We start from the raw sequence: 20680 nt of genomic DNA on the forward strand, positions 1-20680 counted from the left end.
GTGCGGGTGCCCGACTCCCCCGCCGCCGCTGCCGAGCCGTGCCGCATCCTCGTCGCCGGGGCGAGCGGCGCGGGCAAGACGACGCTCGCACGCCGCATCGCCGACGCCACCGGGCTGCCGTACCAGGAGATCGACGCCCTCTACCACGGCCCCGACTGGACGCCGCGGCCGAGCTTCGTCGACGAGGTCGACGCCTTCACGGCGCAGCCCGGCTGGGTGACCGAGTGGCAGTACGAACCGGTGCGTGACCGACTCGCCGAGCGCGCACAGCTGCTCGTGTTCCTCGACTACTCGCGTGCGCGGGTGATGCGGCAGGTGATCGCGCGAACCGTGCGTCGTCGGCTGCGCCGCGAAGAGCTCTGGAACGGCAACATCGAGCCGCCGTTCCACACGATCTTCAGCGATCCCGAGCACATCGTGCGCTGGGCGTGGCGCACGCACGGCACCCGAGCGGCCCTGGTCGCCGACGCCGCGGCCGCCAACCCCGGCCTCGAGGTCGTGCGGCTGCGGCACCCCCGCGCGACCGAGGAATGGTTGAGCCGGACGTTCCCCGCACCCTTCCAAACGGGCGCCTAACGATATATCGTTGAGTATCGTTCGCGACTCGCGGGAGGTTCTCATGAACAGCACTCGACCGAACGGCGGCTTCGGCGGCCCCGGCTTCACCGGGGGCAACCCCGGCGCGGCGCTCTGGGAGGCGATGGAGCAGTTGCGCTCCTCGTTCGAACAGCAGCGGCCCGGCACCCGGCGCATGGCCCGCGGCGACGTGCGCGCCGCCGTGCTCGCGCTGCTCGCCGAACAGCCGATGCACGGCTATCAGATCATCCAGGAGATCGAGGAGCGCAGCGGCGGCTCGTGGAAGCCGAGCGCGGGCTCCGTCTACCCGACGCTGCAGCTCCTCGCCGACGAGGGCGTCATCGTCGCCGACGAACTGCAGGGCCGCAAGACCTACTCGCTCACCGAGGCGGGCCGCGACGAGGCCGCCGCCGCGGCCGAACGTCCCGCCCCGTGGGCGTCGCCCACCGTGGGCGGCGGCGCGCACCGGGCCCTCTCGAAAGCGGGCGTCGACCTCGCCGCCGCGGCAGCCCAGCTCAGCCGCAGCGGAACACCCGAACAACTGCAGCAGGCGGTCGACGTGCTCGACGACGCCCGACGCAAGCTCTACACGATCCTCGCCGAGGGCTGACGGGGTGCCGCGCCCGTCGCATCCGACCACGCGGAGGCCGCGACGCGAGATGATGGCGGCATGACCGACGGTGCCCACCGGGCGCGCTCGCGCCGCATCCTGGGGTTCGCTGCGCGCCATCTCGCGCAGCTCTGGTGGTACGAGCTCGTGCTGCCCAAGCTCGCCCTCGGCGGCATCGCCGACCGCACGCGCGAACGCCGCATGCGCCGGCTCGCTGAACAGTTCCGCACCCTCGCCGTCGAACTCGGCGGGCTCATGATCAAGGTCGGACAGTTCCTCTCCTCGCGCCTCGACGTGCTGCCGCCCGAGATCACCGCCGAACTCGCCGGCCTCCAGGACGAAGTGCCCGCCGTCCCCTTCCCCGAGATCCGCGCGCTCGCCGAAGCCGAACTCGGCGCGCCCCTCGAGCGGGTCTTCGCGCGCTTCGACGAGACGCCCGTCGCCGCCGCCTCGCTCGGGCAGGCGCACCGCGCCAGCCTCTCCCCCGCCGACGCGGCCGCCACCGGCCTCGACGACGTCGTCGTCAAGGTGCAACGTCCCGGCATCGACCAGATCGTCGCCGTCGACCTCGCCGCGCTCCGCCGGGTCGCCGGGTGGCTGCGGCGCGTGCGAGTCGTCGCCGACCACGTCGACGCCCCCGCCCTCGTCGAGGAGTTCGCGCAGACCAGCCACGAGGAGATCGACTACCTGCACGAAGCGCAGAACGCCGAGCGCTTCGCCGCCTCGTTCGCCCACGAACCGCGCGTCGACGCCCCCGCCGTCGTGTGGGAGCGCACCACCCGCCGGGTGCTCACCCTCGAAGACGTCACCGCGATCAAGATCAACGACACCGACGCGCTGCGCGCCGCCGGCATCGACCCCGCCGACGTCGCACGCGTCTTCGCCGAGATCATGTTCGACCAGGTGTTCACCCACGCCTTCGTGCACGCCGACCCGCACCCGGGCAACATCTTCGTCACGCCACTCGACCCGGCACGCGGCATCCCGTGGCGCCTGACCTTCGTCGATTTCGGCATGATGGCCGAGGTGCCGGCCGCGCTGCGCTCGGGGCTGCGGGCGCTCGTCATCGCCGTCGCCTCCCGCGACGGACACGGCATGATCGACGCCGCCCGCGAGATCGGGGTGCTCATGCCCTCGGCCGACACCGCCGAGCTCGAGCGCGCGCTCACCGCGCTGTTCGAACGCTTCGGCGGGATGGGCTTCGCACAGCTGAAGGACGTCGACCCGCGGGAGTTCCGCGACTTCGGCGTCGAGTTCGGCGACGTCGTGCGCTCACTGCCCCTGCAACTGCCCGAGCACCTGCTGCTGCTCATCCGCGCGATGGCGCTCACCTCGGGCATGTGCAGCGGGCTCGACCCCGAGTTCAACGTGTGGGACGCCGTCGAACCGTACGCCACCCAGCTGCTGAACGAGGAGCGCGGCGACCTCGTGCAGGACCTCCTCGGGCAGGCGGCGAACAACGCCGGGCTGCTCTGGGGCATGCCGAAACGCGTCGACGCGCTCATCACGAAAGCCGACCAGGGGCGCATGTCGTTCGACACCTCGCGACTCGAACGGCGCCTGGACCGGCTCGAAGGCGTCGCGCGCCGGATCCTCTCTGGCGTCCTGTTCGCGGCGCTCCTCATCGGCGGCGCGCTGCTGCTCGCCCCGAACCCCGCGCTCGGCACGACGCTCATGATCGCCTCGGCGCTGCCGCTCCTGCACGCGCTGTTCGCCGGGGTCGTCGGGCGGATGCGCCGCGGACGACGCTAGCGGCTCGACCCCGCCGCTGCGGGATCGGTGTCCACGGCCTGCGGCCACCTGCGCGACACCCAGACGACGAGCACTGCGACGACCGCGAACGCGAGGGCGATGACGACCACCCAGAACGAGACGCCGAGGTAGCCGTTCTCCTGTCGCGCCGGGTTGAGGAAGGGGTACGGGTACCAGGTCTCGACCGCCCGGACCTGGTCGAAGACCAGCGGACCGCGCACGAGGGTGTAGACGACCCACGCGATCGGGAACGCGAGGACGAGCCAGACGCGGCGCCAGTCGAGCCGGGGGCGACCCGGCGCGACCAGCCAGTCGACGACGAGGAAGAGCGGGCCGATCACGTGCATCACCTCGTTGGTCCACGGGTGCGAGTCCTCGCCGGCCCCCGTCACCGGCAGGCCGCGCAGCAGCAGGTTGTAGACGAGCCCCGTGATGGCCATGTAGGTGACGGCGCACGCCCGCACGATCGCGAACCACATCGGGTCGGGCAGGCGCCCTGCGAACGCGAGTCCGGCGCCGGTGAGCAGCACGGCCGCCGCCAGCAGGTTCGACTCGATGGTGAAGTAGCTGAAGAAGTTGACGTTGAGCGTGGCGAGGTCGGTGTAGCCCTCCTCCTGCCACGAGCCGGCGGAACCCTGGTACGTCACGACGGTCGCGGCGATGATCGCCACGGCCATCGCGATGCGGAGCACCGCCCACGCGATCGAGAATCCGGTGCGGGCCGGGGCGGAGAGTCGCTGGGGCGCGGTGTCGACGGTCACCCGCCCAGCCTAGGGGCGGCGCTCGCGGCGCGTGCCCTGGCCGTGCGCCGAACCGGCGTGTCCGCCGTCTCCGCTAGCGTGAGCGGCATGGGTGTTCGCGGGTTCACGACGGCGTCGGCGGCGACCGCGGAGGGACTCGAACTGGCGCTCGCGCCGGCGCTGACACCGCGGGGCCCGGTCGATGATCCGAGCTTCTTCCACGGCTTCGTCACCGAACCGCAGGTGCTGGCCCGGGGCCTGCTGTCGCTCGCCGACATCACGGCCACCCGGTACTTCAAGTACACCCCGACGACGCAGCGCGACCCGGTCCTCACCGCCCACGGCGACCGGCTGCGCGCCGAGGTGTTCTCCGCCTGCAACAGCGTCTACGCCCGACTCGACCTCCTCGCCACCGGCATGGACGGCGGCGAGGTGGCGCACGGCACCACCAACGTCGACATCGGGATGGCGACGCGGCACGCCCTCGCCGCGATCGGCAGGAACGAGCTGCTCCATCTCGACGTGGGTCGCCGCGGGCTCGCCGTCGCCACGCCCGAGGTGGCGGTGACCGAGCGTCCGGTCGAGATGCCCGCGCGCTGGATCCCCGCGTTCGGCAACGTGGCCGAGCTGCACCGTGGGCTCCGCCCGATGCTCACGCTCGACCGGGCCTCGGCGCGCGCGTTCCTCGTCTCGATCCCCGCCGCCACCGGCGCGGCATCGACCGGCTGGCTCGCACCCGCTGGTGGCGGCATCCGCATTGCCCCGCGACGCACCGTCGGTGCCGTCCATGTGCAGGGACTGCACCGGCTGAGTGCGTTGAAGCGCCTGCTCCCGCACGTGAACGGGCTCACCGTGTACGGACCGGCCGACGGCGAGCCCGGCGCGACCGCCTTCGAGGTCGAACTCCCGCACGCCCGCCTGCTGCTCGGACTCACCGCCGAGTCCTGGCGCGGCTTCTCCGGCGAGGGGTCGCTGCTCAGCGCGCTGGCCGATCCCGAGGTCACCGCGTCCGCCGCCCTCGTCTCGGCGCTCCTCTCGTTCGAACCGGCGATCGATGTGGAGCGGCTGCGCCGCGAGTCGGGTCTGACGACGACGGAGGTCGGCTCGGGCATCGCCGTGCTCGCCGCGTCGGGCAGGGTCGGCTGGGACGTCAACGCCGGCACCTACTTCCACCGCGAACTGCCCGACGACCCCGAGCGCGTCACCCGCGACAATCCGCGCGTGGGCGCAGCTCGCCGACTCGTCGGCCAGGGGCTCGTCGCGCAGGGCGGCGAGCCGGGCGAATGGCGCGTGCGTGCCGGCACCCCGTCCGAACCGGCGGACCACACCGTCCGCGAGGTCGACGGCACGCTGCGCTGCACCTGCACCTGGCAACTCACGGGCGGCGACGACCGCGGCCCGTGCAAGCACGCGCTCGCCGTGCAGATCCACCAGAAGGAGACTCGATGACCGACGCCCTCGCCCGATCGCTCGAGCTGTTCCGCGACCTCGGCTGGGCCGACGCCGAGCACGCCGAGGCCCCCCGGCTGCCGCTCGGCGACGAGGCGCAGCGGCGCGAGGCGCATGCGGGCTTGAAGCGCGGCGAGTGGCGACGGTGGGTGTCCGAGGGCAACCGGGCCTACAGCGAGTCGGTCGTCGGCGACGCCGATCACGGAATGCTCGCACTGTTCGCGATCCGGGTCGGCGCCGACGCACGCCGCGCCGAGGCGGTGCTCGGAGGGGCGGGCTCGGTCGCCGACGAGCTCGCGGCCGAGGTGCTCGCGGCGCGCGGCCCCGAGTTCGCCGCCGCCTTCGTCTCGCGCGCCTGCCGTTCGAACCGCCGCCCATGGGAGCACTCCACCTCGGTGCACGCCGGCCGCGCCGTGCGGCTGGTGCACGGACACGCGATGGAGGTGCCGGACAGCGTCGAGTACCTGAAGGACTGGGCCGTCTACGCAGCCGTTGCGCTCGGCCTGGAGGCCGAACTGTTCCCGTCCGACCGCGGCGCGATCGATGCCGAGGTGATCCGCCCCCGGTTCGTCGACCACGTGCGCGCCGGCATCGCCGCCGGGGCACCGGCGACCGGACCGTTCGGCGGCGTCGTCGTCGCCGGCGCCGCTCAGGGCTGGATCGATCGAGATGAAGCGGTGTCGCTCGTGCTCGCGGCACTCGACGCCGCGCAGCGCCCGGGCGACCGCAAGGTCTGGGCCATGGCGCTCACCGACGATCTCGCACTCACCGACGTCGAGATCGTCGCGAACGCCGACGCGCTGCTCGGCGCGCTCAGCCATGCCGAGGCTCCCGTCGTCACGGCCCTCGCGCCGGCCATCATCGAGCACGGAGACGAGCACCAGGCCGCCGACGTGCTCTCGCTCGCGCTCATGGTCAAGGCCAAGGCCGCCCGCAAGCTCGTGCTCGACGCGGCGCTTCGCCGGGCGCGACTGCTCACCGGCGAGGCGGCCGAGAACGCGGCGCTCGCACTGACGCCCATCGCGACCGGCCGCGACGCGGCTGCGGCGGACGCAGCGCGCGCGCTGCTGGATCGATGGGGGGCGACGGCCGAGCCCGCCCCGGCCGTGCCTGCCGCCATGGTCGCGTGGCAGCCGACGCCCGAGCTGTGGACCGTTCCGCGCTTCCGGCTTCCGGCGGTCTCGCCGGCCGCACTCACCGAGGCCGCCCGAGTGCTCGCGTCGCGCCCCGAGGGCGCAGACGACCTCGAGATCGACCGTTTCCTGGAGCTCGCGAACGCCGTCGCCCGCACCGATGCCGACACCGCGCGATCGGCGCTGCGCGGGCTGAAGCCGAACTGGCGCTCGGGCGTGAGCGCCGCCGCCGACTGGGTGGCCGGCGATCGCATCCGCCTGCTCGACCGCCTGGTGCAGCGCGACGCCCCCGACTGGCGCCAGGACGTCGTCTACCCGCCGCTCCGCGCCCGCGAAGCTTCCATCGTGCAACGACTCGGCGAGGTGCCGACCCTGCTGTCGATCCCCTCGTGGGACGATCTGCGCATCGACCCCGCCGATCTCGTCGAGCGGCTGCAGGCCTACCGCGGCGCGGGCGCCGTCGCGAGCGAGGCGGATCTCCTCCTCGCACTGTTCCGCCTCGACACGTCCCTGGTCGAGCGGCAGCATCTCGACGCCCTCGTCGGCCTCGAGGTGCCCGTCGTGCTGCAGTCGGGCGAGCTCATGCCGATCACCGCGGGCCCGGCAGCGCACGCGTACGTGCTCGATCCGCTGCGCGAGCCGGCCCTCGTGTGCGACGAGGACGGCGACTGGGTGCGAGCGGCGACCGTGCTGCCGGAATCGCTGGCCCCGTTCCCGCCGCGCCTCGACACGTCGCGCTACGGCTGGGGAGCGCCCGACGAGCTGCCGAACTGGGGCGACGGCACGTTCGCAGGCGACGGACTCGAGGCCGGCAGCGGCGCGGCCTGGCGGCAGCTCGCCCGCCGAGGCGCCCCGCTCGGCCCCCGTCTGGCCGCACGCATGCTCGGCGGACTCCGCTCGCCGCATCCGAAGGCGGCGACCGACATGTTCGAAGCGGTGATGGAGGCGTGGGAGCGCGGTCTGCTGCGACCAGGGGTCGCCGATCTCGGCATGCTCGATCGGGGCGGCCCGAGCGGCGCCGTGCCGTTCGCGCGTCTCGCCGAGGAGCTGAGCGAGGCCGGACTCGGTTCGCTCGTCTGGCCGCTCCTCGACGACTACGTGGGGGCGTCCCTGGGTGCCGTCCGCATGATGGCGGGCACCGCGGAGATCGTGGAGGCGATCGGCGTGCTGCTCCCCGGCGCGGAAGCCGCCGTCACCGCGGGCATCACCGATCCGGCGACGCTCGATCTCCCGCACACCCGCGCCCTCGCCGCCCGCCCCGGCTCGTCGCGCGCCGTGACGGCCGCGAAGGCCGTCGTGGCCCGACTCCCCCGACCGAGCGCCTCGCCACCCGCCCCGGCCGCCGCGACGCCCGACCCTGCCATCGACCTCGATGCCGTCTGGCCGGTCGGAGACGGTGACGGCCCGGCGGTCGACGACGGCATCGAGCTCTCGTCCTCGTCGCACCAGCGCGGGTCGAAACGGTTCGTGCCGCTCGAGTTCGCGCTGCCGGCCGACCCCGAGGTGCGGTACCGCGCCCTCATGAGCTGGTCCTACGCGCTCTCGCACGAAGGGCAGCTCGACGCCGACACCATCGTCGGCGACGAACGCCGCTGGCTCCAGTGGAGCGAGGCCGAGGGGCGCATCGTGCCCTCCGAGTTCCGCGACCGCGGCACCGGCAAGGACGGCCCGGCGAGCCGCGACGACGTGCCGCCGCTGACCGTGCTCATGGTGGCGGTCGTGCTCGCCTCGCTGTGCTCCGACGTCGAGTCGCGCTACAGCGTCGACGCGATGGTCGCCTCGCGGAAGTTCTCCGCCGAGTCCGTGCGCCTCGCCGCACAGCGGCTGCTGCCGCTTCCCGACATCTCCCCCGCACGCATGATGGGGGCGATCGAGCGCGAACTGCGCGCACTCCCGGTGCTGTGGCCGATCCTCACCGAGTCGGTCGCGTACGCGGCCGCACAGCCGAAACCGCCGTCGTGGCTCAACCGCGTGCTCGACGTCGCGCTGCTGCGGGCACCGGTGCTGCGCGCCGCTGCGACAGCCGGCCGTATTCCGGCCGAGCACGCCGCCTGGCCGGGTCTCGTCGAGCTCGCGGCGCGCAAGGGGTCGAACGCGGCGCTCACCAAAGCACGGGCCCTCGTGGCCGAGCTCGGTCTCGGCTGACGCCGCAGTGCGAGCGGCGGGCGGGGCCCCGGCTCAGCCCGCCGTCGGCGCGTCGACCGCCCCGCCGAAGCGGCGGTTGCGGCGGGCGTAGATCTCGATCGCCTCCCAGAGCTCGGTGCGCGAGAAGTCGGGCCACAACGTGTCGAGGAACACCATCTCGGCGTACGCCGACTGCCACAGCAGGAAGTTCGAGGTGCGCTGTTCGCCCGAGGAACGCACGAACAGGTCGACGTCGGGCATCTCGGGCACGTAGAGCCGCTTCTGGATGAGCTTCTCGCTCACCGCCGAGGGCCGCAGCCGCCCCGCGGCGACATCGTCGGCGATCGATCGCACGGCGTCGGTGAGCTCGTTGCGCCCCCCGTAGTTGACGCACATCGTGAGCGTGAGCACGTCGTTGCCGGCGGTGAGCTTCTCGGCGAACTGCAGCTCGTTGATCACCGATGCCCAGAGGCGGGGCCGACGCCCGGCCCAGCGGATGCGCACGCCCCATTCGTTGAGCTGGTCGCGCCGGCGGTGCAGCACGTCGCGGTTGTAGCCCATCAGGAAGCGCACCTCCTCGGGCGAACGCTTCCAGTTCTCGGTCGAGAACGCGTAGACCGAGAGGTGCTTCACCCCAGCCTGTATGGCGCCCGCGACGACGTCGAGCAGGGCCGCCTCACCGGCCTTGTGCCCCTCGATGCGGGTGAGCCCTCGCTGGTTCGCCCATCGCCCGTTGCCGTCCATCACGATCGCGACGTGCTCGGGCACCGACCCCTTCGGGAAGGCGGGCGGGTACACGCCCGTCCAGTCGAGCGGCTTGTAGGGCACGGCGTCGCGGTGGGTGTAGGGCTTCGGGGTCACGGGGTTCCTCAGGGGGCGGGGTGCGGGGCGGATGCCTCGCGGCTGACGTGCGGCAACGAACGGAGTCCTCGTTCGAGGTGCCATTGGGTGTAGGCGGCGACGATGCCGCTCGCCTGGTTGCGGTCGCGTTCGGAGGCCGCTTCGGCGAACGCCCAGTCGCCGGAGAGCAGCGCACCGAGCAGGGCCACCGTCGAACGCTGGATGCGCGGGGTGCCGGGCGGCGCGCACTCGTCGTCGCAGACGACGCCGCCGAGCTGCACGACGACCGCGGTGTGCTCGCCGGGGCGCCCGCAGCGGGCGCAGTCGCCGAAGCTCGGCGCCCACCCGGCGAGGGCGAGCGCACGCAGCAGGTACGAGTCGAGGGTGAGGCTCGCGCCGTGCTCGCCGCGGGCGAGGGAGCGGAGCGCGCCGACGAGGAGGAGGTACTGCTGCAGCGACCCCTCGGACTCGGTGAGCTTGTCGGCGGCCTCGACCATGGCGTTCGCCGCGGTGTACGCCGCGTAGTCCTGCGTGATCTGGGCGCCGTACGAGCCGAGCGACTCGGCCTGGTTCACGACGTCGAGACTCCGGCCCTCGTAGAGCTGCAGATCGGCGACCATGAACGGCTCGAGCCGGGCGCCGAACTTCGAACCGGTGCGCCGTACGCCCTTCGCGACGGCCCGCACCTTGCCGTGCTCGCGCGTGAGGAGGGTGAGGATGCGGTCGGCCTCACCCAGCTTGTGGGTGCGCAGCACGACGGCTTCATCTCGGTACACGGGCACACGTCGATTCTCCCATCACTGCGGCGCGTGGCATCCGTGATTCACTGTGATCGTGGAAACCGCAGAGTTCACGATCCCTCTCTGGCTCGACCTCACCGCCGTCGGTCTCGGCGGCGTGCAGGGCGCGCTGTTCGCGTCCGGGTTCCGCGGCGAACGCCGCCTCGACCTCCTCGGCGTCGCGATCGTCGGCATCGTGATGGGCTTCGGCGGCGGCGTCATCCGCGACCTGCTCCTGAACCAGCCGATCGGCGCGCTGCAGAGCAACTGGTACCTCGTGACCGCGATCCTCGCGGCGCTCGTCGGCATGCTGCTCGCGGCCCCCCTGCAGCGACTCAACGGGGTCATCGTCGGCCTCGACGCGGTCGTCATCGGCATGTTCGGCGCGTTCGGCACGACGAAGGCGCTCGACCTCGGCCTGCCGATCCTCCCCGCCGTGTTCGTGGGCGTCGCGGCCGCCGTCGGCGGCGGCATCCTGCGCGACATGCTCATGAGCCTGCCGGTCGCGATCATGCACGTCGGCTCGCTCTACGCGGTCGCCGCGGCGGCCGGATGCCTCGTGCTCGTCGGCCTCGACGCCTTCGGCGTGCCGCTGCTCATCGCGGGGCTCGTCTGCATCATCGTGACGAGCCTCATCCGCTGGCTCGCGGTGATCTTCGACCTCTCGCTGCCCGAGCAGCGCATGCTCTACCGTCGCAAGGTCGCGACCGAGACCGGCGTGCTGCCGGTCATCCGCCGCTGAGCCGGGCGCGGCGCCCGGGGACGACCCGGGCGCCGCGCGAGGCGAACGCGGTTCAGACCCCTGCGGCCTCGAGCACGGGCTCGGCGCTGCGCACCCGCAGCGCGCGGTTGACCGCCGAGACGACGGCCTTCAGCGACGCCGTCGAGATGTCGGCGTCGATGCCGACGCCCCACAGCACGGTGCCGTCGACCTCGAGCTCGACGTAGGCGGCCGCCTGCGAGTCGCCGCTCGCCGAGAGCGTGTGCTCGACGTAGTCGCGGAGCTTCACCGCGACGCCCTCGGCGCCGAGCACGTTGAGGAACGCGGAGATCGGACCGTTGCCGCTCGCGTCGGCCTCGATGCGCTCGGCCCCGTCGCGGAGGCCGGCCCGGATGTTCACGACCCCGTCGAGGGCGCTCTCGGTGCGGAGGCTCAGCAGTTCGAAGCGGCCCCACTTCTCGTCGGGGCGCTCCTGCGGTGCGGGGAGGTACTCGTCGTTGAAGACACGCCAGATCTCGTCGCTCGAGACCTCGCCGCCCTCCGCGTCGGTCTTCGCCTGCACGACGCCCGAGAACTCGATCTGCAGACGACGAGGCAGGTCGAGCGAGTGGTCGGTCTTCAGCAGGTAGGCGACACCGCCCTTGCCCGACTGCGAGTTCACGCGGATCACGGCCTCGTAGCTGCGGCCCAGGTCGCGCGGGTCGACGGGCAGGTACGGCACCGCCCACTCGAGCTCGTCGACCGAGACCCCGCGGCGCTCGGCTTCGGCGGCCATCGCCTCGAAGCCCTTCTTGATCGCGTCCTGATGCGACCCCGAGAACGCCGTATAGACGAGGTCGCCCGCCCACGGGTGCCGCTCGGGCACGGGCAGCTGGTTGCAGTACTCGACGGTGCGCTTGACCTCGTCGACGTCGCTGAAGTCGATCTGCGGGTCGATGCCCTGCGTGAACAGGTTGATGCCGAGCGCGACGAGGTCGACGTTGCCGGTGCGCTCGCCGTTGCCGAAGAGGCATCCCTCGATGCGGTCGGCGCCGGCCAGGTAGCCGAGCTCGGCGGCGGCGACGGCGGTGCCGCGGTCGTTGTGGGGGTGCAGCGACAGGATGACGTTCTCGCGGTGCGCGAGGTGGCGGCTCATCCACTCGATCGAGTCGGCGTAGACATTCGGCGTCGCCATCTCGACGGTCGCGGGCAGGTTGATGATGACCTTGCGCTCGGGCGTGGGCTCGAGGATCTCGATCACCTGGTTGCACACGTCGACGGCGAACTCGAGCTCGGTGCCCGTGTAGCTCTCGGGCGAGTACTCGTAGTACACCGTCGTGCCCGGGATCGTCTGCTCCTGCTCACGGCACTTGCGCGCACCGTGCAGGGCGATGTCGATGATGCCCTGCCGGTCGGTGCGGAACACGACCTCGCGCTGCAGGATGCTCGTCGAGTTGTAGAGGTGCACGATCGCCTGCTTGGCGCCGGCGATCGACTCGTAGGTGCGCTCGATCAGGTGGTCGCGCGCCTGCGTGAGGACCTGGATCGTGACGTCGTCGGGGATGGCGTTCTCGTCGATGAGGCTGCGCACGAAGTCGAAGTCGGTCTGGCTCGCGCTCGGGAACCCGACCTCGATCTCCTTGTAGCCCATCTTGACCAGGAGGTCGAACATGATGCGCTTGCGCTCGGGGCTCATCGGGTCGATGAGGGCCTGGTTGCCGTCGCGCAGGTCGACGGCGCACCAGCGCGGCGCCTGCTCGATGCGCTTGGACGGCCACGTGCGGTCGGGCAGTTCGACCGAGATCTGCTCGTGGAACGGGCGGTACCGGTGGACGGGCATCGCCGACGGCTGCTGGGTGTTCTGCATGGGGTGCTCTTCTCGCTTTTCGGATGGATTCAGCCGACGACGAACTCCGCAGCGAGGGAGGCCTTCGAACTAGGACTCGCTGCGGCAGCTAAGGAGAAGCAGACCGTGAAGCACGGCACAAGGCTAACATCCGCGCTGCGCACGCGCACGCATGTGTCGCCCGCCCGCCCAGGACGGGCATGCGGAAGCGGGCGGACGCCTCCCCCGAAGCATCCGCCCGCCCTTCCCGAACCGCTCGCGGCGGCCCTACTCGACCGCGAGGGCGACCACCGGCGAAACGCGCATCGCGCGCCTGGCCGGGGCGATGGAGGCGACGAGCGTCAGCACGCCCGCCGCGACGATGAGGAGCCCGATCATGGCCCACGGCACGCCGGGCAGCACGAACACGGGTTCGCCCTGCGCGCCGCCGAGAAGCGCCTGCGCGCCCGCCCACCCGTAACCGAACCCGAGCACGAGCCCGGTCGCCGTCGCGGCGACCGTGAGCGCGGCGCTCTCGACGAAGATCATGCGGCGCAGCTGCCGGCGGTCGAAGCCGAGCGCCCGCAGCAGACCGAGTTCGCGGGTGCGCTGCATCACGCTCAGCGAGAGCGTGTTGACCATGCCGATGGCGGCGATGAGCGCGCTGAAGCCGATGAGCACCGTGAAGACCGCGATCGTCGCGTTCAGCATCTCCTCGATGCCCGCGTACACCTCGGGCTGCGCCGCCTGCGCGGCGAGGAGGATCGCACGGTACGACTCCATCGTGACCGAGAACGTCGTGACGAGCGTCACCCCGATGACGAGGCCGATGGTCATGCGCGAGCTGCGTTCGGGGTTGCGCACCGCGTTCTCCGCGGCGAGGCGGGCGGCCGGCGAGCGGCCGAACAGGCGGCCGACGAGTCGCAGCACCGGCGGCATCACGACATCGGCGCCGAGCACGACGCCGGTGAACGAGAGGATGCCTCCGGCGAGACCGATGAGCACGCCCGAGGGGTCGGTGAGGCCGACGACCACACCGGTGATGAGGAGGCCGACGCCGATCACCACGAGCACGATCGCGGCGATGTTGCGCCCGCGGCGCCGGCCGAGCTCCTCACGGTCCTGTGCGGTGGCGTTCGAGATCGCCTCGACGGGGCGCACGCGCAGCACACGCCGCGAGCCGACCCAGGAGGCGAGCCACGTGGTGAGCACCACGGCGATCGCGGGCAGCACGACGCCGACGTTGAGGTAGTCGTACTCGGTCTCGGGCAGCATCCGGTTCGCGACGGCGAGCTGCTCGACGCCGAACGCCGCACCGGTGCCGGCGAGCACGCCGATCGCGGCGCCCGCGAGCCCGACGACGAGCCCCTCCTTCGCGATCTGGGCGCGCTGCGTGCGGGCGCTCGAGCCGATGAGCCTCAGCAGCGCGATCGTGCGGGTGCGGCCGGCGACGACGGTCGCGACCGTGTTCGAGGTGACGATCGCGCTGACATAGACGGCGATCACGACGAACACCGTCGCGACGAAGCCGAGCATGAGCGCGACCGTGTCGCTCTCACCGGTGACGTCGTCGGCGCGGATCGCCGCGGCGAGGAGTCCGGTCACGTGCAGCAGCAGCACCCCGAAGGTGCCCGCGAGGGCCGCTACCAGCAGGGTCGGCCACTGGTCTTTCAACCGGGTGCGCATCAGGCCGCCAACTCCATCGAGAGCATGAACGCCGAGATCTCCTCGGGCGTCGAACGGCCCGCGTCGCGGACGATCCTGCCGTCGGCGAGGAAGAGGATGCGGTCGGCGTGGCTGGCCGCGATCGGGTCGTGGGTCACCATCGCGATCGACTGCCCGTAGCGCGCGCTCGCGGCGGCGAGGAGACCGAGCACCTCGCGCCCCGTGCGGGAGTCGAGGTTGCCGGTGGGCTCGTCGGCGAAGACGAGGTCGGGCCGGGTCGCGAGCGCGCGGGCGATGGCGACGCGCTGCTGCTGCCCGCCCGACAGTTCGTGGGGCCGGTGCTCGAGGCGGCCGCCGAGGCCGAGCGTCTCGAACAGCTCGTCGATCCACGCCTGCTCGTCGAGCGTGGGCCTGCGGCCGTCGAGCTCGAACGGCAGCAGCACGTTGCCCCGCACGTCGAGCGTCGGCACGAGGTTGAACGACTGGAAGATGAAGCCGATGCGACGTCGCCGCAGCACGGTGAGGGCCGCATCGCCGAGCTCGGTGATGTCGGTGTCACCGAGCCACACCTGCCCGCTCGTCGGGGAATCGAGCCCGGCCATGATGTGCATGAGGGTCGACTTGCCCGAGCCCGAGGGGCCCATGATCGCGGTGAACTCGCCGCGGCGGAGGCCGAGCGAGACGTCGTCGAGGGCGGTGACCGTGCCGGCCCCGCGGCCGTAGTGCTTGGCGAGGCCCGCGACGCGGGCGATGAGTCCGAGGTCGGAGGGTTGGATCTGCATGTCTTCGACGCTACGGATGCCACGAGGCCCGGTCATCGGGCGCAGGTCGTGCCCGGGTCATCCTCTCGGATGACCTTGCCGTCACTCTGCAGGCGGCTGCGCGAGGTCGTGCTCGTAGGCGAAGACCACGAGCTGCACCCGGTCGCGGAGGCCGAGCTTCGCGAGGATCCGGCTCACGTGCGTCTTCACTGTCGCCTCCGAGAGGAACTCAGACGCCGCGATCTCGCTGTTCGAGAGCCCTCGAGCGGCGAGGGCGAAGATCTCGCGCTCGCGCGGAGTGAGCTCGCCCCAGGCGGCCGGCGCCGGGCGCGCGGCTGCGCCCGCACCGACGTGCGCGAACAGCGCCCGCGTCGCGGAGGCTGCGATCACCTGGTTGCCCTGGTGCACCGTGCGGATCGCGGCGAGCAGGAACTCGGGGTCGGCGTCCTTCAGCACGAACCCGCTCGCGCCCGCACGGATCGCGCGGGCCGCGTTCTCGTCGAGGTCGAACGTCGTCAGCACGAGCACCCGCGGCGCCGCGCGCCCCTCCCGGTCGGCGTCGGCGACGATGCGCTCGGTCGCGGCGATGCCGTCGGCGAGCGGCATCCGCACGTCCATCAGGATGACGTCGGGTCGCTCGCTCGCGGCGAGGGCCACCGCGGCCACCCCGTCGCCGGCCTCGCCGACCACCTCGAGGTCGGGCTGCGACTCGACGAGCATGCGGACGCCCGCACGGAAGAGGGCCTGGTCGTCGACCAGTGCGACGCGGATCGTCATGCGGTGCTCCTGGGTTGTGCGGGGATGCGGGCGGTGAGATGGAAGAGGCCGTCGTCGCCGGCCTCGGCGTTCAGGGTGCCGCCGGCGAGCTGCGCACGCTCGCGCATGCCCGGGATGCCGTGCTTGAACGCGTGCGGCTCCGGGCCCGGGGCATCCGCCCGTCTCGCATTCACGAGGCGGAGCTCGACGCCGCCTTCGTCCCAGTCGAGGTCGAGCGCGACCGGCTGCGTCGTGTCGCCGTGCCGCAGTGCGTTCGTGAGCCCCTCCTGCACGATGCGGTACACCGCGATCTGGTGGCCCGTGCCGAGCTCGGGGCGCTCGCCCCGCTCGCTGAACCGCACCTCGAGGCCCGCGGCGCGAACCTGCTCGAGCAGCGCCCCGAGGTCGTCGAGCACCGGCTGGGGCGAGGCGCTCTCGTGGTGCCGCAGCTCGGCGAGCAGCAGCCGCACGTCGCCCAGCGCACCGCGGGCGACCCCCGCGATCGTGCCCAGCGCGTCGACCGCGGACTCGGGCCGGGTGCGGGCCGCGAAGCGCGCCCCGTCGGCCTGCGCGATCACGACCGCGAGGGAGTGCGCGACGACGTCGTGCATGTCGCGGGCGATGCGGTTGCGCTCCTGCTCGACGACGTAGCGGTACTGCGCGAGCTCGCGCTCGCGGTTCGCCACGCTCTCACGGCGGGCCACCTCGCGGTTGTCGCGCACCGCGCGCACGAGGAGCCCCGCCGTCCAGGCGAGCACCAGCACGGCGATCGACGCGACGAAGAGCATGCCGGTGATCACCAGCATGCCGATCGGGTCGCCGCCCATCGCCGCGGCGCCGCCGACGAGCGGCTTCACGACGGCGAGGTAGAGGGTCGCGAGCACCGCGCCGACGCCCGCCGAAGCGAGCCCCAGCCATTTCACGAGCCGTCCGCCGTGCGCCGCCGTCGAGTAGAGGACGCCGAACACGGCCACGTCGTAGAGCTGCAGGTCGCGCAGGAGCAGCATCTGCAGGAGCGCCCCGACCCAGGCGACGCCGAGCGACCACCCGGCATCCCATCGACGGATCGCGAGCGCCCCCGCGAACACGCCGAGGATGAGGACGTCGAAGCCACCGCCGAGCAGCGCGAACGGCAGACAGACCAGCGCGAACACGCCGGCGAGCACGATGTCGGTCGTGAGTTTCGCGCGGCTGATCCTGGTGGTCACCGATCCACCGTACGCGCTGGCCTGCTCACGAATCGCCGTTCACGGCCGGAATCATCCTGAAGTCGTACGCTCAGAACCCGAGGCGCCCCAGCAGTTTCGGATCCCGCTGCCACTCCTTCGCGACCTTCACGTGCAGCGCGAGGTGCACCTTGCGACCGAGCAGCCCCTCGATCTGCGCCCGCGCCGTGGTGCCGACCTCTCGGAGGCGGGCACCGCCCTTGCCGATGATGATGCCCTTCTGGCTGTCGCGCTCGACGTAGAGGTTCGCGTAGATCTCGAGGAGGTCCTTGTCTTCGCGCTCGACCATGTCGTCGACGACGACCGCGATCGAGTGCGGCAGCTCGTCGGAGACGCCCTCGAGCGCGGCCTCGCGGATGAACTCGGCGATGCGGTCCTCGACGTCCTCGTCGGTGAGCGCCTCGGCCGGGTACAGCGGCTGCTCGGACTCGGGGACGAGCGCGAGGAGCTCGGCGACAAGCACGTCGAGCTGCTCGCCGCGCGGCGCCGACACCGGGATGATGGCGGCCCAGTCGCGGAGCTCGGAGACGGCGAGCAGCTGCTCGGCGACCTTCGACTTCGACGTCGCATCGGTCTTGGTGACGATGGCCACCTTCGTGGCGCGCGGGTACTGGTCGAGCTGCTCGTTGATGAAGCGGTCGCCCGGGCCGATGGGCTCGTTCGCCGGCACGCAGAACGCGATCACATCGACGTCGCCGAGGGTCGACTGCACGAGCGTGTTGAGACGCTCGCCGAGCAGGGTGCGCGGGCGGTGCAGACCCGGCGTGTCGACGAGGATCAGCTGCCCGTGCTCGCGGTGCACGATGCCGCGGATCGCCCGCCGCGTCGTCTGCGGCTTCGAGCTCGTGATGGCGACCTTCTCGCCGACGAGCGCGTTCGTGAGCGTCGACTTGCCGACGTTCGGGCGCCCGACGAATGAGACGAATCCGGCACGGTAGTCAGTCACGATGGTTCCTCTCGACTGCATCGCCCGCATCGAACGCGGCGTGCGCGTCGATGAGGGCCTGGTCTGCCTCGACGAGGATCGTCGAGATGCGTTTGCGGCGGCCTTCGGTGCGTTCGGCCTCGAGCCTGAGGCCCGACACCATCGCCTGCTCGCCCGGCTGCGGGAGGCGTCCGAGCTCCTTCGCGAGGAGCCCCCCCGCGGAGTCGACGTCCTCGTCCTCGAGGTCGAGCCCGAACAGTTCGCCGAGCTCGTCGATCGGGAGGCGCGCGTTCACCCGGAACCGGCCCTCGCCGAGGTCCTCGACCTGGGCCGCCTCGCGGTCGTACTCGTCGGAGATATCGCCCACGAGCTCTTCGATGAGGTCTTCGAGGGTCACGAGCCCGGCGATGCCGCCGTACTCGTCGACGACCATCGCGAGGTGGTTCGACGCGAGCTGCATCTGCCGGAGCAGCGCATCGGCCTTCATCGAGTCGGGCACGAACACGGCCGGGCGCGCGAGCTCGCCGACAGTGAGCCCCTCGGCGTCGAGCGGTCGCTCGAAGCCGAGCCGCGCGAGGTCGCGGAGGTAGAGGATGCCCGTGATGTCGTCGGCGTCGTGCGCGATCACCGGGATCCGGGAGTACCCGGCTTTGAGGAACACCGCCATCGCGTGCGGGAGGTGGGCGGAGGCGTCGATCGTCACCATGTCGGTGCGCGGCACCATGACCTCGCGCACGACCGTGTCGTTGAACTCGAAGATCGAGTGGATGAGTTCGCGGTCGCCCTCTTCGAGCACGTCGAGCTCGGCGGCCTCGTCGACCATGCTGAGCAGCTGCTCCTCGCTCGAGACGCCCGCGAAGCGGAGCCGCCCGGGCGTCACCCGGTTGCCGAGCGAGACGAGCGCGCCCGCGAGCGGCCCGATGAGCACGCGGAGGAAGTGCACGAGCGGCGCCGTCAGGCGCAGCACCATCGGCGCGTGCGCACGACCCACGCTGCGAGGGCTCGCGCCGACGAGCACGAACGACGCGGCCGTCATGATGAGCGCCGAGCACAGCAGCACGAGCCAGACGTTGTCGGTGAAGAACGTGAACGCGAGCGTCACGAGCACCGCCGCGGTCGTCTCGGCGACGATGCGCACGAAGTTGACGGTGTTGACGTGGGCGCCGCTGTCGTCGGCCATCGCGAGGATGGAGCGGCGAGCACGCGAGCCGACGGCGAGGTCGACGAGGTCGGCGCGCGAACTCACCCCGACCGCCGCGTCGACGGCGGCCATGAGACCGCCGAACGCGACGAGGAGGAACGCGGCGCCGAGGAAGAGCCAGGGCAGCATGGTCAGCGGCGGCGCTCCTGCATGGCGAAGCCGACGAGGATGTCGCGCTGGATGCCGAACATCTCTTTCTCTTCATCGGGTTCGGCGTGGTCGAAGCCGAGCAGGTGCAGGATGCCGTGGGTGGTGAGGAGGAGCAGTTCGTCGACGAGCCCGTGGCCCGCGGTGCGGGCCTGCGACTCGGCGACCTGCGGGCAGAGCACGATGTCGCCGAGGAGCCCCGGCGGGGTCGGCGTCTCTTCGGTGCCGGGCCGCAGTTCGTCCATCGGGAAGCTCAGCACGTCGGTCGGGCCGGGCTCGTCCATCCACTGGACGTGGAGCTGCTCCATCGCGCCCTCATCGACGAGCACGATCGCGAGTTCGGCGTCGCGGTGCACGTGCATCGCGTCGAGCGCGTAGACCGCGAGCCGCTGGATCGCGGCCTCGTCGACCTCGATCGCGGATTCGTTGTTGATCTCGATGCTCAAGACGTGCCCCTTCTCGGCAGGTGGTCGCGGGGACCGGCGTGTCCGCGCCGCTCGGCGCGGTTCGCGAACTCGCGGGCCTCGGCGCGCTCGAAGCGCTGGGCCTGCTGCCGCTGGTCGAACTCGGTGTAGGCGTCGACGATGCGGCCGACGAGGGTGTGGCGGACGACGTCGTCGCTCGTGAGCCGGGCGAAGTGGATGTCGTCGATGCGGTCGAGGATGCGGGTCACGAGCCGCAGGCCCGACGCCCCGCCAGGCAGGTCGACCTGGGTGACGTCGCCGGTGACGACCATCTTCGAGCCGAACCCGAGGCGGGTCAGGAACATCTTCATCTGCTCGGGCGTCGTGTTCTGCGCCTCGTCGAGCACGACGAACGAGTCGTTGAGCGTGCGGCCGCGCATGTACGCGAGCGGGGCGACCTCGACCGTGCCGGCTGCGAGGAGCTTCGGCACCAATTCCGGGTCCATCATCTCGTTGAGCGCGTCGTAGAGCGGGCGCAGGTACGGGTCGATCTTGTCGGTCAGGGTGCCGGGCAGGAACCCGAGCCGCTCCCCCGCCTCGACGGCGGGGCGGGTGAGGATGATGCGGCTGACCTCTTTGCGCTGCAGCGCCTGCACGGCCTTCGCCATGGCGAGATACGTCTTTCCGGTGCCGGCGGGGCCGATGCCGAAGACGATGGTGTGCTCGTCGATCGCGTCGACGTAGGCGCGCTGGCCCTCGGTCTTCGGCCGGATCGTCTTGCCGCGGCTGGAGACGATGACCTGGCCGAGCAGTTCGGACGGCTTCGCGTCGGGATCGGCGTCGAGCATGCGGGCTGAGCTCCTCACTTCGGTCGGGGTCGGGTCCTGGTCGTTGCGGACGAGTTCGAGCAGCTCCTCGATGAGGCGGCGCACCGTGCGGCGCGCCTCGGCCTCGCCGCGGATCGAGATCTCGTTGCCGCGCACGTGCACCTCGACCCCGGGGTACTCGCGCTGGATGGTCGTGAGCAGTCGGTCCTGCGGGCCGAGCAGTCGCACCATCGCCACCCC

Annotated in this window: 18 protein-coding genes; 6 read left to right on the top strand and 12 right to left on the bottom strand. The window is 71.9% G+C overall.

Annotation, left to right across the window (positions count from 1 at the left end; genetic code table 11):
- Window positions 1–6: 6 nt before the first annotated feature.
- Genes ACFVTX_RS16095 through ACFVTX_RS16105 form a run of 3 tightly spaced genes read left to right on the top strand, consistent with a single transcriptional unit; the run spans window position 7 to window position 2938 of the window.
- The gene (locus tag ACFVTX_RS16095) at window positions 7–576 is read left to right on the top strand and encodes an AAA family ATPase (protein WP_386901863.1); all 570 of its coding nucleotides are present in this window, start codon (window positions 7–9) and stop codon (window positions 574–576) included.
- Window positions 577–619: 43 nt separating this feature from the next.
- The gene (locus ACFVTX_RS16100; protein ID WP_386901865.1) at window positions 620–1186 is read left to right on the top strand and encodes a PadR family transcriptional regulator; all 567 of its coding nucleotides are present in this window, start codon (window positions 620–622) and stop codon (window positions 1184–1186) included.
- Window positions 1187–1246: 60 nt separating this feature from the next.
- On the top strand, window positions 1247–2938 hold the full coding sequence (locus ACFVTX_RS16105; protein WP_386901866.1) for an ABC1 kinase family protein: 1692 nt from the start codon (window positions 1247–1249) through the stop codon (window positions 2936–2938).
- Here the strand turns inward: ACFVTX_RS16105 and ACFVTX_RS16110 are convergent.
- On the bottom strand, window positions 2935–3699 hold the full coding sequence (locus tag ACFVTX_RS16110) for a Pr6Pr family membrane protein (protein ID WP_386901868.1): 765 nt from the start codon (window positions 3697–3699) through the stop codon (window positions 2935–2937). The two genes, ACFVTX_RS16105 and ACFVTX_RS16110, sit on opposite strands and share 4 nt — an antisense overlap.
- 87 nt (window positions 3700–3786) lie before the next feature.
- On the opposite strand from ACFVTX_RS16110, the gene ACFVTX_RS16115 reads away from it, so the two are divergent.
- Window positions 3787–5127 (top strand): SWIM zinc finger family protein, encoded by a 1341-nt coding sequence (locus tag ACFVTX_RS16115; RefSeq protein ID WP_386901870.1) that lies wholly within the window; start codon window positions 3787–3789, stop codon window positions 5125–5127.
- On the top strand, window positions 5124–8405 hold the full coding sequence (locus ACFVTX_RS16120) for a hypothetical protein (RefSeq protein WP_386901872.1): 3282 nt from the start codon (window positions 5124–5126) through the stop codon (window positions 8403–8405). Before ACFVTX_RS16115 ends, ACFVTX_RS16120 begins: the two co-directional genes overlap by 4 nt.
- Window positions 8406–8438: 33 nt before the next feature.
- Here the strand turns inward: ACFVTX_RS16120 and ACFVTX_RS16125 are convergent, their stop codons facing one another.
- Entirely contained in the window at window positions 8439–9245 is an 807-nt protein-coding gene (locus ACFVTX_RS16125) for an isoprenyl transferase (protein ID WP_386901874.1), read from the bottom strand.
- 8 nt (window positions 9246–9253) lie between these two features.
- Complete coding sequence (gene recO / locus ACFVTX_RS16130) at window positions 9254–10006, bottom strand: DNA repair protein RecO (protein ID WP_386901876.1); 753 nt, start codon at window positions 10004–10006, stop codon at window positions 9254–9256.
- A gap of 52 nt (window positions 10007–10058) precedes the next feature.
- Between recO and ACFVTX_RS16135 the strand changes: the two genes are divergently transcribed.
- A complete protein-coding gene (locus tag ACFVTX_RS16135; RefSeq protein WP_386901878.1) occupies window positions 10059–10745 on the top strand; it encodes a trimeric intracellular cation channel family protein in 687 nt (228 codons plus the stop codon).
- Window positions 10746–10797: 52 nt separating this feature from the next.
- Here the strand turns inward: ACFVTX_RS16135 and leuA are convergent, their stop codons facing one another.
- The 9 genes from leuA to ACFVTX_RS16180 form a co-directional block, all read right to left on the bottom strand.
- A complete protein-coding gene (gene leuA / locus ACFVTX_RS16140) occupies window positions 10798–12570 on the bottom strand; it encodes a 2-isopropylmalate synthase (RefSeq protein ID WP_386901880.1) in 1773 nt (590 codons plus the stop codon).
- Between the two features lie 246 nt (window positions 12571–12816).
- Window positions 12817–14214 carry an FtsX-like permease family protein gene (locus ACFVTX_RS16145; protein WP_386901882.1) on the bottom strand — a complete coding sequence of 466 codons (1398 nt, stop codon included), beginning with the start codon at window positions 14212–14214 and terminating at the stop codon, window positions 12817–12819.
- Window positions 14214–14975, bottom strand: coding sequence for an ABC transporter ATP-binding protein (locus ACFVTX_RS16150; protein ID WP_386901884.1), 762 nt, complete (start codon window positions 14973–14975; stop codon window positions 14214–14216). The genes ACFVTX_RS16145 and ACFVTX_RS16150 overlap by 1 nt, the downstream gene beginning before the upstream one ends.
- A gap of 81 nt (window positions 14976–15056) precedes the next feature.
- The gene (locus tag ACFVTX_RS16155) at window positions 15057–15731 is read right to left on the bottom strand and encodes a response regulator (RefSeq protein WP_386901886.1); all 675 of its coding nucleotides are present in this window, start codon (window positions 15729–15731) and stop codon (window positions 15057–15059) included.
- Window positions 15728–16918 carry a sensor histidine kinase gene (locus ACFVTX_RS16160; protein WP_386901888.1) on the bottom strand — a complete coding sequence of 397 codons (1191 nt, stop codon included), beginning with the start codon at window positions 16916–16918 and terminating at the stop codon, window positions 15728–15730. The genes ACFVTX_RS16155 and ACFVTX_RS16160 overlap by 4 nt, the downstream gene beginning before the upstream one ends.
- A 70-nt stretch (window positions 16919–16988) precedes the next feature.
- Window positions 16989–17903 carry a GTPase Era gene (gene era, locus ACFVTX_RS16165; protein ID WP_386901890.1) on the bottom strand — a complete coding sequence of 305 codons (915 nt, stop codon included), beginning with the start codon at window positions 17901–17903 and terminating at the stop codon, window positions 16989–16991.
- A complete protein-coding gene (locus ACFVTX_RS16170) occupies window positions 17875–19191 on the bottom strand; it encodes a hemolysin family protein (RefSeq protein WP_386901892.1) in 1317 nt (438 codons plus the stop codon). The genes era and ACFVTX_RS16170 overlap by 29 nt, the downstream gene beginning before the upstream one ends.
- A 2-nt stretch (window positions 19192–19193) precedes the next feature.
- Entirely contained in the window at window positions 19194–19655 is a 462-nt protein-coding gene (gene ybeY, locus ACFVTX_RS16175; RefSeq protein ID WP_386901894.1) for an rRNA maturation RNase YbeY, read from the bottom strand.
- The gene (locus ACFVTX_RS16180; RefSeq protein WP_386902157.1) at window positions 19652–20671 is read right to left on the bottom strand and encodes a PhoH family protein; all 1020 of its coding nucleotides are present in this window, start codon (window positions 20669–20671) and stop codon (window positions 19652–19654) included. Before ACFVTX_RS16180 ends, ybeY begins: the two co-directional genes overlap by 4 nt.
- Window positions 20672–20680 lie beyond the last annotated feature (9 nt).

The sequence above is a fragment of the Agromyces sp. NPDC058136 genome, from assembly GCF_042884375.1.
In the GTDB taxonomy this organism is placed as follows: Bacteria; Actinomycetota; Actinomycetes; order Actinomycetales; family Microbacteriaceae; genus Agromyces.